The sequence below is a fragment of the Acinetobacter silvestris genome (assembly GCF_002135235.1).
In the GTDB taxonomy this organism is placed as follows: Bacteria; Pseudomonadota; Gammaproteobacteria; order Pseudomonadales; family Moraxellaceae; genus Acinetobacter; species Acinetobacter silvestris.
The window spans coordinates 98,118-113,088 of sequence record NZ_NEGB01000001.1 but is presented as its reverse complement, the minus strand read 5'-3'; the positions used below and the strand labels follow the sequence as shown (position 1 = coordinate 113,088).

The following is a 14,971-nucleotide window of genomic DNA, read 5'->3' as shown; positions in this document are numbered from 1 at the left end:
TTATTTGGGAGAATACGCATGTCATCACAATTTGATCATGTTTCAGTCGTAAAAAAATCAAATGTTTATTTTGGCGGTTTATGTGTAAGTCATACCGTCCAATTTGAAGATGGGACGAAAAAAACATTAGGGGTTATTCTTCCAACCGAACAAGCATTAACATTTGAAACACATGTGCCTGAGCGAATGGAAATTATTTCGGGTGAATGTCGGGTGAAAATTGCTGACAGCGAAGCGCATGAATTATTTCGTGCTGGGCAGTCATTTTATGTGCCAGGCAATAGCAAATTTAAAATAGAAACTGATGATATTTTAGACTATGTGTGCCATTTAGAAGGTTAATTGACTGCAATGATTTGCAGTGTTTTAGCGAAGAAATTTTCACGATAATCGGTTAAACTAGCGTATTCATAAAATCCTGTAAAGTCAGCTTTGCAGGATTTTTCTTTTCTATCATAAAATCATCAAATGAGGTCGTTCATGGCTAAACCTGAATATTATTATGGCGTTCACTCTGTGGAGTCATTGTTGGAGCTTGAACCTGAACGTGTACTGACTTTGTTCACTTTGAAAGGGCGTGATGATCAACGCTTACAAAAAGTTTTGCAGTTGGCTGAACCTTTTGGCATTAGTGTGCAGCAAGCGAGTCGTGATAGTTTAGAAAAATTAGCTGGCTTACCTTTTCATCAAGGTGTGGTTGCTGCAGTGCGTCCGTATCCTATTTTGAATGAAAAAGATCTGGATGACTTATTAACTGCAACACCAAATGCTTTCTTGTTGATACTAGATCACATCACGGATCCACATAATTTAGGTGCATGTGTACGTACAGCAGCGGCAATGGGTGTGGATGCGGTAGTTGTTCCTCGTGACCGTTCTGCAAGTTTAACGCCAACCGCACGTAAAGTTGCTGCGGGTGGTGCTGAAAAAGTTAAATTTATACAAGTGACCAATTTGGCGCGAACACTAGGTCAACTTCAAGATGACTTTAATGTTCGCATTATTGGCACCATGTTAGATGATAAAGCTCTACCATTGCATCAATGTGATTTCACTGGGCCAATCGCGATTGTGATGGGTGCCGAAGATACAGGTTTACGCCCAATTACACAGTCTAAATGCGACCAAACCGTTTACATTCCAATGTCGGGTAACTTACAAAGCTTAAACGTGAGTGTGGCAACTGGTATGGCTTTGTATGAAGCTTGCCGTCAACGCCAAGCCCAATAGTTTTATCGTAGATGACTCGATTGACTTTACAAAAATGAATGGAGTGATAGGTTGCTATACTAAACTAAAATGGCGCCTCAATTTTAATTTATCTGAGAAAAATCATGATGACCTCCCGTACCCAAGGCTATATTTATGTAGCAATTACCATGTGTATTTGGGGGGGATTCACCATTACCGCAAGACTTAATGCCATTTGGCATATTAGCGCATGGGATATTGCTGTTCTGCGTTTTTCTTTGGCATTTTGTATTTTAATGCCGATTTTAATTTATAAAAAAGATCTTAATTTTCTCTTTAAAAAAGAGCCATTTGTATTGGCGATGATTGGCGGTGTTGCATATTGTTTAACGTCTTATAGTGCTTTCCATTATGTTCCTGCCGCGCATGCTGCTATTTTTCTAAATGGCTGTATTCCCTTGTGTACTGCACTGGCGGCATATTTTATTTTTAAACAAGCCTTTGATAAACATACTTGGTTGAGCCTCAGTATCATGCTCAGTGCTATTTCAGTGATGAGTCTATTGATGTATGAGGAAACTGGTGTTGCTTTTGGTTTTGGGGATTTGTTATTTTTGATTAGTGCTATTTGGTGGGGGATTTTCACGGTATTGTTAAAACAATGGAAACTCTCAGCATGGCATTCGATGGCTGGTGTGGCCATTTGGTCCGCAATAGTTTATGTACCAATTTATTTATTATTTTTGCCCAAGCATTTAGATCAAGCATCAATGCCGCACCTTGTAATGCAAACTATATTTCATGGTGTTTTTGTGGTGATTGTTGCAACACTGACCTATGTTGAGGCGATTAAACGACTTGGAGCCTTTCAAGCGGGAAGTGTTGTGACATTAGCTCCCTTTATTGCTGCAATTGTTGCTGTGCCTTTATTAGGCGAACCGCTGAGTTTTGCAATTATTTGTGGCTTAATTGGTATGGGAGTAGGGGCATTGCAACCGTGGCGTTGGTTCGGGCGTAAGGATAGCCTGCAACTTGCTTTAGATCAAAAAAATCAACTCAAAAATAAATAGGATGATGGGGGAGCTCTAACTTAATTCACTTCGGGCTAAATATTGTAGATGTAAGGGTTTGAGCTGTGCATACAGCTGTTCTAGATGCCCGTCATTCAATACCCTATCATCGGCTTGAGCTTGTTTTTGTCGTCTTGGCATTTGTGCGGCTATAATTTTTCTAATTTGCTCAATATTTTGACCATCTCGTGTGGAGGCTCTTTGCAGTTGTACTTCTTCACTCGCATCAATCAGTAGGGTGTGTTGCGTGAGTTGGTGTTGATTGGTTTCGAACAGTAAGGGCGAAACTAAGATTACATAAGGACTGGTTGCCGCATGTAATTGTTGAATAATCGAAGTTCGAATCGCTGGATGGGTGATTTGCTCCAGTTGATGCCGTGCATCTGCTTCTTTAAAGATATAGTCACGCAGAGCTCGGCGATTAAGCTCGCCATTTTCAAGCAAGACCCAGTCGCCAAAAGCTTTTTGAATTTTAGCTAAAGCGGGTTGTCCTTTTTTAACAATTTCTCTCGCGACAATATCTGCATCAATCACTTGGATGCCTTGGGTTTCAAACCATTGACTCGCAGCAGATTTGCCACTGCCAATTCCCCCTGTTAAACCCAAGATAAACGTCATGCTTAAATCCTATTAACCACCTAAATATACTTTCATAATTTGCTCACCCCATAAAAAGGCAATCCAACCGGCAATGGCAATATAAGGTCCAAATGCAAAAGGTTGATTTTCTTTGCGGATTTTGAGCAAAATAATTCCAATAATTGCACCAACCAGTGAAGAAAGTAACACAATCAGGGGCAACATGAGTGGGCCCATCCAAGCACCGAGCGCTGCCAATAATTTAAAATCACCATAGCCCATGCCTTCTTTACCAGTGATGACTTTAAAGAGGTAATACACAATCCAGAGGCATAGGAAACCAATAACATAGCCCCAAATTGCTGATATTGGTGTGGTATATAGGCTAAAACTATTGACGGCTAAACCTAAAGCTGCAAGCGTAAGGGTAAAGCGATCGGGGAGTAATTGTGTATCAAAATCAATAAAGGTTAAAGCAATCAGTGTCCATGTGAGGATGAGTCCAAAGAGCATCTGCAGGGTAGGGCCAAATACAGCCACAATCGTTAAAGAGCAGAGCATAGTGAGCATTTCTATACATGGATAGCGAAAACTAATGGGATTTTTGCAGCTACCACATTTGCCTCGAAGTAAAATCCAGCTGATGACAGGAATGTTTTGATACCAGTGGATTTTGGTTGTGCACTTTGGACAGGTCGATGCAGGTTGGCTTAAGCTCAGTTTTTCTGTATCTATAATGGCTTGTTCAGGATGCAGCAGCATTTGGCATTCTTGATGCCATTCTTTTTCCATGATTTTGGGGGTTCTAAAAATGACAACATTTAAAAAACTACCAATACATAAACTTAAGACACCAACAGCGAGATAAAGAGCAATTGGTGTGTGAATAAAATAATAAATCAGTTCTTGCATTAGACCACTGAACCCATTTGGAAAATTGGAAGATACATGGCAATAACCAGACCACCAACGAGTACGCCCAATACAGCCATAATTAATGGTTCCATCATTGAAGTCAGACCATCGACTGCATTATCAACTTCGTTTTCAAAATGGGTGGCAACTTTATCCAGCATTGCATCGAGTGCACCAGACTCTTCGCCAATCGCTACCATTTGGATGGCCATTGAAGGAAATTTATTGGTCATTCGCATCGCAAATTGTAATTGTTGCCCTGTAGATACATCATCGCGAATTTTAAGTACAGCCGCTTCATACACACAATTGTTGGTTGCGCCAGCAGTTGACTCTAGAGCATCAATCAATGGTACACCTGCAGCAAAGGTAGTCGCTAAAGTACGGCTATAACGGGCAATAATAGCTTTATAGACTAAATCACCAAAAATAGGGGCTTTAAGCGCGGCTTTATCGAGTAAGTCTCGAAATTTTTTACTGCGCTTTTTAGCTTCAAGAAAAGCAGCAATCACTGCACCAATAACAAGAATTAGGATAAACCAGTACTTTTGCATCCAGTTTGACATATTCACGACCATTTGGGTAAAAGCTGGCAGGTCTGCGCCAAAAGAACTGAAGAGGTCTTGGAAAACTGGTACTACTTTTACCATCAAAATAATGGTAACAATTAAAGCGACCACAATCACGGATATCGGGTATTTCATGGCTTTTTTGATTTTTTGTTTGAGTAATTCGCTTTTTTCTTTATAAATTGCCACTCGATCTAACATGGTTTCAAGTGCACCAGATTGTTCACCTGATTCAACCAGTGAGCAAAAGAGTGTGTCAAAATATTGTGGATATTTTTTTAGTGCTCCTGCAAACGTATTCCCTCCCTCCACTTCACCTTTAATTCCCAATACCACTTCGCGCATGGATGGATTTTCAAGGCCTTCAGCTACAATTTCAAAGCTCTGTACCAAAGGTACGCCGGCTTTCATCATGGTCGCAAGCTGTCGAGTAAAAATTGTGATATCTAAAGTTGTGACCTTTTTCTTCATTAACCCTTCGAAAATGTTTTTACGTTTTTCTCGAATGGTGCTGATATTAACCCCTTGTTTTCTCAGGGTGACTTTGGCGAGTGCCATATTGCGAGCAGGCAGTTCCCCTTTGATTTTGACCCCTTTACGATCAACCCCATCATAAGCAAATGTTGGCATCATTTGAGCTTTTTTGACTGCCATAATGTATTCCTTAATATATTGATTATTCTTTATTCACTGGTCACACGGTTAATTTCTTGTAAAGAAGTTAAACCATTAATGACTTTGATTAATCCAGAACGTCGTAAATTATTAAACCCCGATCTTTCCGATGCTGCTGCAATTTCTAATGCATTACCATCTTCCATAATAATTTTTGAAATTTCTGGTGTCACTTTCATGACTTCATAAATACCAACACGGCCTTTATAGCCTTCTCTACATTCAGTACAACCGATAGGTTGATAAATTTGGAATTCAGGGTCGGATAAATCCTGTTCTGTAAATCCCATTTCTAATAAACTGTGTTTAGGAATATCAGCTGGCACCTTGCAATAACTACATAAGCGACGTGCTAGACGTTGTGCAATGACTAGATTTACAGAGGTGGCAATATTAAAAGAAGGAACCCCCATATTTCTTAAACGGGTTAAAGTTTCTGGTGCACTGTTGGTATGGAGTGTGGACATGACCATATGGCCCGTTTGCGCGGCTTTAATCGCAATTTCAGCAGTTTCTAAATCTCGAATTTCACCCACCATGATAATATCAGGATCTTGGCGTAAGAAAGATTTTAAAGCGACCGAGAAGCCCAAGCCAACTTTTGGATTAACATTGACCTGATTAATACCTTCTAAGTTAATTTCGACTGGGTCTTCGGCGGTGGAAATATTCGAACTTTCAGTATTTAAAATATTGAGACCGGTATATAAAGAAACCGTTTTACCTGAGCCCGTAGGACCCGTAATAAGGAGCATCCCTTGCGGTTTATCTAAGGCTTCCATAAATAATGCTTTTTGATGTTCTTCATAGCCGAGTGCATCAATCCCGAGCATTGCACTCGATGGATCGAGAATACGTAGTACCAGCTTCTCACCAAATAGCGTTGGTAAAGCATTGACACGAAAATCAATGGCTTTATTTTTTGAAATTTTGAGCTTAATACGGCCATCTTGCGGGATGCGTTTTTCAGAAATGTCCATTTGTGACATCACTTTCAGGCGTGATGCTAAACGGGTTGCCAATTGTAGAGGGGGATTGGTAATGTGGCGTAACACACCGTCGACACGGTAACGGACACGATAGGTTTTTTCATAAGGTTCAAAATGTAAGTCAGAGGCACCCATGCGGATCGCATCAATCAATAATTTGTTAATATATTTAACAATCGGCGCTTCTTCTTCTGATTTTTCCTCAGTTTCTGAGTCTGTTGTAGCATCATCTGTTTGAATGAGATCAACATCAAAGTCATCATCACCAAAATCAAAGTTGGTTTCTTGAGTAAAATATTTTTCTAAATATTTGATTAGTTTATCGTGCTCAACAATAACAGGTTCAATATTCAGGTTACTGTTAAAGCGGATAGCATCAAGCGCTTCGATATTGGTTGGATCACTAGTGGCAATATAAAGTACGTTGCCACGATGTACTAAAGGTAAGACATGATGTTTATTAAATAGATTGTTATCGACTAAATCTTGAGGGAATAGATGTGGGTCAAATGCATTGAGATCAAAAAATGGTTCACCGAATTCAAGCGAAATCATTTCTGCAATCAGTAAGGGTGAGACTTTTAAATGTTCGATTAAGTACGCAACGAGATTGACTTTATTTTTTTTCGAACCTTCTATTGCCGTTTGCATTTGTGGCGCAGAAACAATACCGTCCTCTACAAGACGACGAATGTAACCAGAAAATTTAGGCGAACCTTGCTGTATAGCCATCCCCAATGTACCTTAAATTCATTTTATAATTTGAATACTAAAATTATACGGTGATCGTTAAAAATATCTATATTTAAAAGCACTGATAGCAAAAGATAATCGATAAATAGTATGCGCCAATTATAATTCTATAGCTTAACTATGAAATGTTCAGCGTTTATTTTTTTAAGCTCATATAACAGTTACGCTAATTAGCCTATGAAAATATTCTTATTCTGAAAAAAATCCGTGTAGAATGTGCTCATTTTCGATAATAGGGTTAGATGTATGTCGGGTTCGACTATTATTCCTTGGGTTGTCGGCAATTGGAAAATGAACCCATTGCAAGCTAACGCGGAACAACTTATTCACGATTTGAAACAATGTTTTAGCCAAGTAGAAATTTCAGCGCAAAGCTGTCATGTCGGCGTTGCGCCTGTATCTATTGCGCTATTGAATGTTCAAGATCAATTACGTGGCAGTATGATTAATACAGTTGCTCAGGATGTCTCTCGTATTGCTGGCTTAGGTGCTTATACGGGCGAAGTGAGTGCTGAATTATTAAGTGATAGTGGTATTCAATTTGTTTTAGTAGGGCATTCGGAACGCCGTGAAATTTTTTCGGATACAGCAGAAGTTGTAAAAGAAAAGGTGAAAAATGCGTTAAGTGCTGGACTGACCGTGATTTATTGTGTCGGTGAAAGCTTAGAGCAACGTGAAAAGGGTCACGCTGAGCAAGTGGTATTACAGCAAATTTGTGATATCGCAGCGATTGTTCAAGCAGAGAAGTGGCAGAAAATTATTATTGCTTATGAGCCTATTTGGGCGATTGGTACAGGAAAAACAGCTTCTCCAGAAGATGCACAAACCATGCATGCTAAGATTCGTGAAGGTTTGAGCCAGATTACGGCTGAAGGTAAAAATATTGCAATCTTATATGGCGGTAGTGTTAAGCCTGAAAATGCAGTAGAGTTGGCGGCTTGTCCAGATATTGATGGTGCGCTGGTTGGCGGTGCGTCATTAAATGCCGAGTCTTTTTATCAAATTGCTCAGGCATTCGCAAAAACAAAATAACGAGGAGTTCAGCATGCAGACATTTGTGCTGGTAGTGCATATCATTTTAGCCGTATTGATGATTGTTTTGATTCTTGTGCAACATGGTAAAGGTGCAGATGCAGGTGCTTCTTTTGGTGGTGGTGGTGCCGCAACTGTATTTGGTGCGTCAGGTTCTGCTAACTTTTTGACCCGTTTAACGGCAATTCTTACAGCATTGTTTTTTGTGACAAGTTTGAGTTTAGCCGTTTTTGCGAAAAAGCAAACCAGTGATGCCTATGGATTAAAAACCGTGCAAACGGCACCTCAACCAATCGCGCCATTGCAACCAAATTCGGGTGAAACTTCACCAACCACACCAAAATAACCTGAATTGTTGAAATTAAACCTTTCAATTTTGCAGGCAAGCTACTAGAATGCGACACAGCTGCGGTGGTGGTGGAATTGGTAGACACGCTACCTTGAGGTGGTAGTGCTTTCGGGCGTGGGGGTTCAAGTCCCCCCTTCCGCACCAACAATGAACCAGATTGTTGGTGTTAGCAGCGAAAAAACATTGATGCGGGATGGAGCAGTCTGGTAGCTCGTCGGGCTCATAACCCGAAGGTCGTTGGTTCAAATCCAGCTCCCGCTACCATTTTAATTAAGATGCAACTTAATTAAGAACAATTATTTAACTGAAAGGTTAAGGTTGTATGTAAATTTGCAGTATAGTTGCGGGATGGAGCAGTCTGGTAGCTCGTCGGGCTCATAACCCGAAGGTCGTTGGTTCAAATCCAGCTCCCGCTACCATTTTAATTAAGATGCAACTTAATTAAATACAATTATGAAGCTGAAAAGTTTAAATTGTCTATAAAATTGCAGTATAGTTGCGGGATGGAGCAGTCTGGTAGCTCGTCGGGCTCATAACCCGAAGGTCGTTGGTTCAAATCCAGCTCCCGCTACCATTTTGATTAAGGTGCAACTTGATCAGGACAAGAAATTAAAGATTGATTGAAAAATGTTTAATTCTTGTGTATAATTTTGCAACGTTGATGCGGGATGGAGCAGTCTGGTAGCTCGTCGGGCTCATAACCCGAAGGTCGTTGGTTCAAATCCAGCTCCCGCTACCAAGTTTCTAAAAGGGCTCACAGATAGGTGGGCCTTTTTGCACAGTGGACTTTAGTTTTCTGTGTAATAATAGGGGCGATTACGCCCTTTTTTATTGGCTATCGTGTGGTGTAGACATCAATTGGTCAAAAAGTCATGCTTCACTATAGTAAGTTTGAATCGGTCCAATGAGCGATTGAATCGCACAAATATGACGAGAGTAAATGAAGCTATCAAATAAAACTCAAGCACTCCACGACTTAATTGCTCCGGCAGTGCAAGCTTGTAATGTAGATCTTTGGGGGATTGAATTCATTCCTCAAGGTAAACGTTCTTTATTGCGTATTTATATCGACAAACCTGTCGGTGAAAATGCAACACCATTCATTAGTGAAGATGGTGATGAAGAGTTGGGACGTGGTATAGGTGTGCAAGATTGCGTACGTGTAACCCAACAAGTCGGCGCAATGATGGATGTTCATGATCCAATTTCTGGAGAGTACTCCTTAGAAGTTTCTTCTCCAGGTTGGGATCGTCCTTTTTTTCAACTTGCACAAATGCAGGCTTATGTCGGTCAACAGATTGCCTTCCGTCTGATTTCAGCTGTAGAAAACCGTCGTAAATTTCAAGCGAAGTTGGTATCGGTTGATCTTGAAAATGAATTCATTCAAGTGGAAGTTGAGCAGCAACAAGTGCTTGAGATTGATAGTAATAATATCGACAAAGCGAATTTGATCTATCAAGACTAAATTTAATTTATAAGAATTTGAATAGTAGGTGACTTATGGGCCGTGAAATTCTTACCGTTGCGGAGACGGTTAGTAATGAAAAAGGTGTTAGTCGTGAAGCGATTTTTGAAGCACTTGAGCAAGCGCTTGTAGCTGCGACGAAGAAAAAATTCTACGAAGGCACAAATTCTGAAGAAGCTCAGCTTCGTATCGAAATTGATCGTAAAACAGGTGAATATCGTACTTTCCGTCAGTGGGAAGTGGTTGCTGATGAAGATCATGAGATGCCTGCATGCCAAGATGCAATCTCAGACTTAGATCCAGAAAAATGGTCAATTGGTGATATTCGCGAACTTGAAGTGACATCTATCGAGTTTGGCCGTATTGCAGCGCAAATTGCCAAACAAGTGATCGTACAAAAAATTCGTGAAGCAGAACGTGCGTTAATAGCTGATGCTTATGAAGAAAAAGTCGGTGAACTTGTTTATGGTGAAGTGAAAAAACAGACCAAAGATGGTTTTATCATTGACTTAGGTGATAATGCTGAAGGTTATTTAGCACGTGAAGAAATGATTCCTAAAGAACTTCTTCGTCCTAAACAACGTCTTACAGCCATTCTTTACAATGTCAATCGTGAAGGTCGTGGTGCACAATTGTTATTGTCACGTGCTAAGCCGGACATGCTCATTGCTTTAATGAAGAAAGAAATTCCTGAAATTTCTGAAGAAATCATTGAAATTAAAGCAGCCGCACGTCAACCAGGTGTTCGTGCTAAAATTGCTGTGAAAACCAACGATCATCGCATTGATCCAGTGGGTGCATGTATTGGTATGCGTGGTACGCGTATTCAATCGGTACAATCTGAATTAAATGGTGAGCGTATTGATGTTGTGGTTTGGTCTGATGATCCAGCTCAATATATTGCCAGTGCTTTAGAGCCTGCTGATGTATCCGGTATTGTGATTGATGAAGACGCGAAAACTGCGGACATTATTTTTGCAACCAGCGATCAATTGGCTCGTGCCATTGGTTCGCAAGGTCAAAATGTTCGTTTGGCTTCTGAGTTAACTGGCTATAAGTTAGATATGATGCTTGAAGATGAGTATCGTGCTCGTCAACAAAATGAAGCACAACAATATTTAGATATGTTTGTTGAGCGTTTAGAAATAGAAGAAGATCTTGCAATGGCGTTGGTGGAAATGGGCTTCACTTCTCTTGAAGAAGTGGCATACGTTCCTGCTGAAACATTTGATGAGATTGAGTTAGATGCTGACTTAGTAGAACTATTACAAAGTCGTGCAAAAGAAGCTGCTTTAGCAGATGCGTTAAAACAGCAAGAAAATATTCAAGATCCAAGTGCTGAACTTCTTGCAATGGAAGGGATGACTTCAGAGATCGCTTATGCATTAGCCGCTCGTGGCGTAATCACTGTAGATGATTTGGCAGACCAAGCAACTGACGATATTTCTGATATTGAAGGTTTAGGTGCTGAAAAAGCAGGACAGTTGATTATGAAAGCACGTGAATCATGGTTTAACTAGGAGGTAATACATGACGGATAAGTCAATTCAAGAGTTAGCAGTCAGCGTAGGACTTCCGGTTGAAAAGCTTCTAGATCAAGTCCGTGAAGCTGGATTACCGCAAAAAATGGCTGATGATAAAATTACTCACGAACAGCAAGATGCTCTGGTCAACCATTTGAAAAAATCTCATGGTCAAGATACGAGCAATGCAGGAAAAATCACGTTGAAACGTAAAACAACAAGTACGGCTAAAGTAGCCAGTACTTCTGGTAAGGCAAAAACGATTAACGTTGAAGTTCGTAAAAAGCATACCTTTACGAAGCCAAATCCTGAGCAAATCAAAGCTGAAGCTTTGGCTAAAGCAGCCAATGCCCAAGCGAATCAACAAGCACCTGAAGCTTCAGTAGCAAAAGCAGCACCCGCTGGTGGTAAAGCAAATGCAAATTTAGAAGCAATGCGTGCTGCAGCAAAACAACAAACTGCTGCAAAAGAAACACCTAAAGCTGCTGTGGTTGTTAAACGTAAGTCAAACAACAAGCCAATTACTAAAGCGACTGTGAAAGTAATTGAAACGCCTGAACAGAAAAAAGCACGTGAAGCGCAAGCTGCTCAACTTAAAGCAGCTGAAGAAACAGCACGTCGTAAATCTGCTGAAGAAGCGCAGCAACGTACACTTGAACAAATGCGTCAAATGGCGTCTAAATATTCAGGTGATGAAGCAACTGCAACTATTCGCGTCGTTGATGACTCTCCGCTTGCTGCTGGTCTTGTAGGTCAAGCCTATGAAGATTCATTTGCAAAAGAAGACCGTGAAATCAAACGTGGTGGTAACACAACCAGTACACGTGCACCGAAAAAAGGTGGACGTCGTGGTCAAGAAGAGCAAAGTTTCAGCAAGCAACCTAAACGTGGTCTGAAAACCAGTCAGGCTGGTAAGCATGGTTTTGAAAAACCTGTTAAGAAACAAGTTTATGATGTAGAAATTGGTGAAACTATTGTTGTTGCAGACCTTGCAGCAAAAATGGCGATTAAAGTGCGTGAAGTGATTAAATCACTCATGAAAATGGGTGAGCTTGTAACTCAAAACCAAGCCATTGAGCAAGACATTGCAGCACTTGTTGTTGAGGAAATGGGTCATAACCCAGTTCGTGTTTCTGATACTCAAGCAGAAGATAATTTACTTGAAGCAGCTGAAGAAGCGCGTGGTGCACAAACTACGCGTCCTCCAGTGGTGACAATCATGGGTCACGTTGACCATGGTAAAACATCGCTTCTTGACCGTATTCGTCGTGCAAAAGTAGCACAAGGCGAAGCGGGCGGTATTACACAGCATATCGGTGCTTACCATGTAACGACTGATAAAGGCATTATTACATTCCTTGATACACCGGGACATGCTGCATTTACTGCAATGCGTTCACGTGGTGCGAAAGCGACTGATATCGTGGTTCTTGTTGTTGCTGCAGATGATGGTGTTATGCCACAAACTGCGGAAGCAATTGATCATGCGCGTGCAGCGGGTACGCCAATTATTGTTGCAATCAACAAAATGGATAAAGAATCTGCTGATCCAGATCGCGTATTGAACGAATTGACCGTGAAAGAAATCGTGCCTGAACAATGGGGTGGTGATGTACCAGTTGCCATGGTTTCAGCACACTCTGGTCAAGGTATCGATGAACTTCTTGACTTGATTTCAATTCAAGCTGAATTGCTTGAATTGAAAGCATCTGAAGAAGGTGCTGCACAAGGTGTGGTTATTGAAGCACGTGTAGACAACAGTCGTGGTGCGGTTACCTCAATTCTTGTACAAAATGGTACTTTGAATGTTGGTGACTTGGTTCTTGCGGGTGCATCTTACGGTCGTGTTCGTGCGATGACAGATGAAAATGGTAAGCGTATTCAATCAGCAGGCCCTTCAATTCCAGTTGAAATTTTAGGTTTACCTGAAGCGCCAATGGCGGGTGACGAAGTTCTTGTTGTGACTGATGAGAAGAAAGCGCGTGAAGTTGCTGATGCACGTATGGCACGTGAACGTGAACAACGTCTTGAGCGTCAAAGTGCAATGCGTCTTGAAAACATTATGGCATCTATGGGCAAGAAAGATGTGCCTTATGTCAATGTTGTACTGAAAACTGACGTTCGTGGTACGCTAGAAGCATTGACTGTTGCATTGAGCAGCTTGTCGACTGACGAAGTTCGTGTTCGTGTGATCGGTTCAGGTGTGGGTGCAATCACTGAATCTGACGTTACATTGGCTGAATCTTCAGAAGCGGTACTGTTCGGCTTTAACGTACGTGCGGATACAACTGCACGTCAAAAAGCAGATGCAGATGGCATTGATATTCGTTATTACAGCATCATTTATGAATTGATTGATGATGTGAAAGCAGCAATGAGCGGTAAACTTGCACCTGAACATCGTGAAACGATTCTGGGTGTGGCTCAAGTACGTGAAGTATTCCATTCAAGTAAGTTTGGTGCGGCTGCAGGCTGTATGGTTCTTGAAGGTATGTTACACCGTAATAAACCAATCCGTGTCCTTCGTGATGACGTGGTTGTGTTCCAAGGTGAGCTTGAATCTCTTCGTCGTTATAAAGAAGTGGTTGAAGAAGTACGTGCTGGTATGGAATGTGGTCTTGCCGTGAAAGGTTATAAAGACATCAAAGCACTTGATAAAATTGAAGTGTACGATGTTCAATTGATTAAACGGAGTCTTTAATGGCGGGTAGTCAACGTCTTAAGCGTATGGCCGATACAGTACAACGTGAGTTGTCAGAACTGATTCGTCAAGAGCTTAAAGATCCACGCTTAGGTGGTCTTGTGACCATCTCGGCGGTGAAAGTCAGCCCAGACTTAGGTTATGCAGAAGTTTATGTCACTGTAATGGGACGTGAATTAGGCGATGATCAAAGTGAAGTTGCAAATCAAGAAACTTTAGCCGTATTAAATGGTGCTGCTGGGTTTTTGCGTCACGAATTAGGTCGTCGTATCAAGACACGTATAACGCCACGTTTGCGTTTCCATTATGATAAAACCAATGCATACGGTAACTATATGTTTGGTCTTATTGCAGAGGCGGTTAAAGACTTGCCTGAGCAGAAAGAAGACGAATAGTTATCTTGAGTATTCCATCAAAGCCACCTTCGGGTGGCTTTTTTGTGGATAACTTAAAAGTTATGCACATCAGATAAGATGCATTAAAGAAAAGCAACACTTCAATTTTAAAAACTGTTTAGAATGATCTTTTATATCAAACAAATACTAATAAATATTTGAGGATTCAAATGAATAGTCGCATTAAAAAAGGCGTGTTGGCTGTTATCTTGACCAGTACGTTGTTATTTTCAGGTTGTGGTTACAACACCTTGCAAGCTAAAGATGAAGCTGTGATCGGTTCTTGGTCGGAAGTACAAAATCAGTATCAACGTCGTGCAGACCTCGTGCCAAATTTAGTCAATGTGGTGAAAGGCTACGCTACGCATGAAGAAAAAGTTTTGACTGAGGTAACACAAGCACGTGCAAATGTTGCAGGCTTGAAAGTCGATAAAGATGTTTTGGAAAACCCTGAGTTGTTTAAGAAATATCAAGAAGCACAATCTCAAATGACGGGTGCTCTATCACGCCTATTGGCTGTCACCGAAAACTATCCAGACTTAAAAGCCAATGAGCAATTTCGTGATTTACAAGTTCAGCTCGAAGGAACTGAAAACCGAATTGCTGTGGCGCGTAATCGTTACATTGCAACAGTGCAAGATTACAACACCTATGTTCGTCAATTCCCACAAGCGATGACGGCAAAAGTCATTGGAATGAAACCTAAACCTAATTTTAGCGCTGAAACCAGTGCGCAAAAAGCACCGACAGTGAGCTTTAACTAGG

The 14,971-nt window shown here is 40.9% G+C and carries 14 protein-coding genes and 5 tRNA genes; 15 read left to right on the top strand and 4 right to left on the bottom strand.

What is annotated here, in order from left to right; genetic code table 11:
* Nucleotides 1–18: 18 nt before the first annotated feature.
* From ppnP to B9T28_RS00580, 3 genes are all read left to right on the top strand, one after another.
* Complete coding sequence (gene ppnP, locus B9T28_RS00590) at nt 19–342, top strand: pyrimidine/purine nucleoside phosphorylase (protein WP_086202032.1); 324 nt, start codon at nt 19–21, stop codon at nt 340–342.
* A 138-nt stretch (nt 343–480) separates the two neighbouring features.
* Nucleotides 481–1,230 carry a 23S rRNA (guanosine(2251)-2'-O)-methyltransferase RlmB gene (gene rlmB, locus B9T28_RS00585; RefSeq protein WP_086202031.1) on the top strand — a complete coding sequence of 250 codons (750 nt, stop codon included), beginning with the start codon at nt 481–483 and terminating at the stop codon, nt 1,228–1,230.
* A 104-nt stretch (nt 1,231–1,334) separates the two neighbouring features.
* A complete protein-coding gene (locus tag B9T28_RS00580) occupies nt 1,335–2,261 on the top strand; it encodes a DMT family transporter (protein ID WP_086202030.1) in 927 nt (308 codons plus the stop codon).
* Nucleotides 2,262–2,276: 15 nt separating this feature from the next.
* Here the strand turns inward: B9T28_RS00580 and coaE are convergent, their stop codons facing one another.
* The 4 genes from coaE to pilB are packed head-to-tail and all read right to left on the bottom strand — an operon-like array spanning nt 2,277 to nt 6,720.
* Complete coding sequence (gene coaE, locus B9T28_RS00575) at nt 2,277–2,879, bottom strand: dephospho-CoA kinase (protein WP_086202029.1); 603 nt, start codon at nt 2,877–2,879, stop codon at nt 2,277–2,279.
* Nucleotides 2,880–2,891: 12 nt separating this feature from the next.
* Nucleotides 2,892–3,752, bottom strand: coding sequence for a prepilin peptidase (locus tag B9T28_RS00570; protein WP_086202028.1), 861 nt, complete (start codon nt 3,750–3,752; stop codon nt 2,892–2,894).
* Entirely contained in the window at nt 3,752–4,978 is a 1,227-nt protein-coding gene (locus B9T28_RS00565) for a type II secretion system F family protein (protein WP_086202027.1), read from the bottom strand. Before B9T28_RS00565 ends, B9T28_RS00570 begins: the two co-directional genes overlap by 1 nt.
* Before the next feature lie 29 nt (nt 4,979–5,007).
* Nucleotides 5,008–6,720 carry a type IV-A pilus assembly ATPase PilB gene (gene pilB / locus B9T28_RS00560; protein ID WP_086202026.1) on the bottom strand — a complete coding sequence of 571 codons (1,713 nt, stop codon included), beginning with the start codon at nt 6,718–6,720 and terminating at the stop codon, nt 5,008–5,010.
* A 267-nt stretch (nt 6,721–6,987) separates the two neighbouring features.
* On the opposite strand from pilB, the gene tpiA reads away from it, so the two are divergent.
* The 12 genes from tpiA to B9T28_RS00500 all read left to right on the top strand — a co-directional run bounded on the left by tpiA (nt 6,988) and on the right by B9T28_RS00500 (nt 14,970).
* Nucleotides 6,988–7,773: a triose-phosphate isomerase gene (gene tpiA / locus B9T28_RS00555; RefSeq protein ID WP_086202025.1), complete on the top strand. Its 786-nt coding sequence runs from the start codon at nt 6,988–6,990 to the stop codon at nt 7,771–7,773.
* Between the two features lie 13 nt (nt 7,774–7,786).
* The gene (gene secG / locus B9T28_RS00550; RefSeq protein ID WP_086202024.1) at nt 7,787–8,119 is read left to right on the top strand and encodes a preprotein translocase subunit SecG; all 333 of its coding nucleotides are present in this window, start codon (nt 7,787–7,789) and stop codon (nt 8,117–8,119) included.
* 62 nt (nt 8,120–8,181) lie between these two features.
* Nucleotides 8,182–8,266, top strand: a tRNA-Leu gene (locus B9T28_RS00545).
* Nucleotides 8,267–8,309: 43 nt separating this feature from the next.
* Nucleotides 8,310–8,386: transfer RNA gene (locus tag B9T28_RS00540), tRNA-Met, on the top strand.
* Between the two features lie 78 nt (nt 8,387–8,464).
* Nucleotides 8,465–8,541: transfer RNA gene (locus tag B9T28_RS00535), tRNA-Met, on the top strand.
* 78 nt (nt 8,542–8,619) lie between these two features.
* Nucleotides 8,620–8,696 (top strand) — tRNA-Met (locus B9T28_RS00530).
* Nucleotides 8,697–8,784: 88 nt separating this feature from the next.
* Nucleotides 8,785–8,861 (top strand) — tRNA-Met (locus tag B9T28_RS00525).
* A 201-nt stretch (nt 8,862–9,062) separates the two neighbouring features.
* Nucleotides 9,063–9,587 (top strand): ribosome maturation factor RimP, encoded by a 525-nt coding sequence (gene rimP / locus B9T28_RS00520; protein ID WP_086202023.1) that lies wholly within the window; start codon nt 9,063–9,065, stop codon nt 9,585–9,587.
* 35 nt (nt 9,588–9,622) lie between these two features.
* Nucleotides 9,623–11,107: a transcription termination factor NusA gene (gene nusA, locus B9T28_RS00515; protein WP_086202022.1), complete on the top strand. Its 1,485-nt coding sequence runs from the start codon at nt 9,623–9,625 to the stop codon at nt 11,105–11,107.
* A gap of 10 nt (nt 11,108–11,117) precedes the next feature.
* Nucleotides 11,118–13,811, top strand: a complete 2,694-nt coding sequence (gene infB / locus B9T28_RS00510; protein WP_086202021.1) for a translation initiation factor IF-2 — start codon at nt 11,118–11,120, stop codon at nt 13,809–13,811.
* Nucleotides 13,811–14,206, top strand: coding sequence for a ribosome-binding factor A (locus tag B9T28_RS00505; RefSeq protein WP_086202020.1), 396 nt, complete (start codon nt 13,811–13,813; stop codon nt 14,204–14,206). Before infB ends, B9T28_RS00505 begins: the two co-directional genes overlap by 1 nt.
* 170 nt (nt 14,207–14,376) lie before the next feature.
* Entirely contained in the window at nt 14,377–14,970 is a 594-nt protein-coding gene (locus B9T28_RS00500; protein ID WP_086202019.1) for a LemA family protein, read from the top strand.
* Nucleotide 14,971 lies beyond the last annotated feature (1 nt).

Coding starts and splice junctions, on each gene's coding strand:
- infB (WP_086202021.1), top strand. CDS start 11,118: ATGACGGATAAGTCAATTCAAGAGTTAGCAGTCAGCGTAGGACTTCCG.
- ppnP (WP_086202032.1), top strand. CDS start 19: ATGTCATCACAATTTGATCATGTTTCAGTCGTAAAAAAATCAAATGTT.
- coaE (WP_086202029.1), bottom strand. CDS start 2,879: ATGACGTTTATCTTGGGTTTAACAGGGGGAATTGGCAGTGGCAAATCT.
- pilB (WP_086202026.1), bottom strand. CDS start 6,720: ATGGCTATACAGCAAGGTTCGCCTAAATTTTCTGGTTACATTCGTCGT.
- secG (WP_086202024.1), top strand. CDS start 7,787: ATGCAGACATTTGTGCTGGTAGTGCATATCATTTTAGCCGTATTGATG.
- rimP (WP_086202023.1), top strand. CDS start 9,063: ATGAAGCTATCAAATAAAACTCAAGCACTCCACGACTTAATTGCTCCG.
- nusA (WP_086202022.1), top strand. CDS start 9,623: ATGGGCCGTGAAATTCTTACCGTTGCGGAGACGGTTAGTAATGAAAAA.
- tpiA (WP_086202025.1), top strand. CDS start 6,988: ATGTCGGGTTCGACTATTATTCCTTGGGTTGTCGGCAATTGGAAAATG.
- B9T28_RS00570 (WP_086202028.1), bottom strand. CDS start 3,752: ATGCAAGAACTGATTTATTATTTTATTCACACACCAATTGCTCTTTAT.
- B9T28_RS00580 (WP_086202030.1), top strand. CDS start 1,335: ATGATGACCTCCCGTACCCAAGGCTATATTTATGTAGCAATTACCATG.
- B9T28_RS00505 (WP_086202020.1), top strand. CDS start 13,811: ATGGCGGGTAGTCAACGTCTTAAGCGTATGGCCGATACAGTACAACGT.
- B9T28_RS00500 (WP_086202019.1), top strand. CDS start 14,377: ATGAATAGTCGCATTAAAAAAGGCGTGTTGGCTGTTATCTTGACCAGT.
- B9T28_RS00565 (WP_086202027.1), bottom strand. CDS start 4,978: ATGGCAGTCAAAAAAGCTCAAATGATGCCAACATTTGCTTATGATGGG.
- rlmB (WP_086202031.1), top strand. CDS start 481: ATGGCTAAACCTGAATATTATTATGGCGTTCACTCTGTGGAGTCATTG.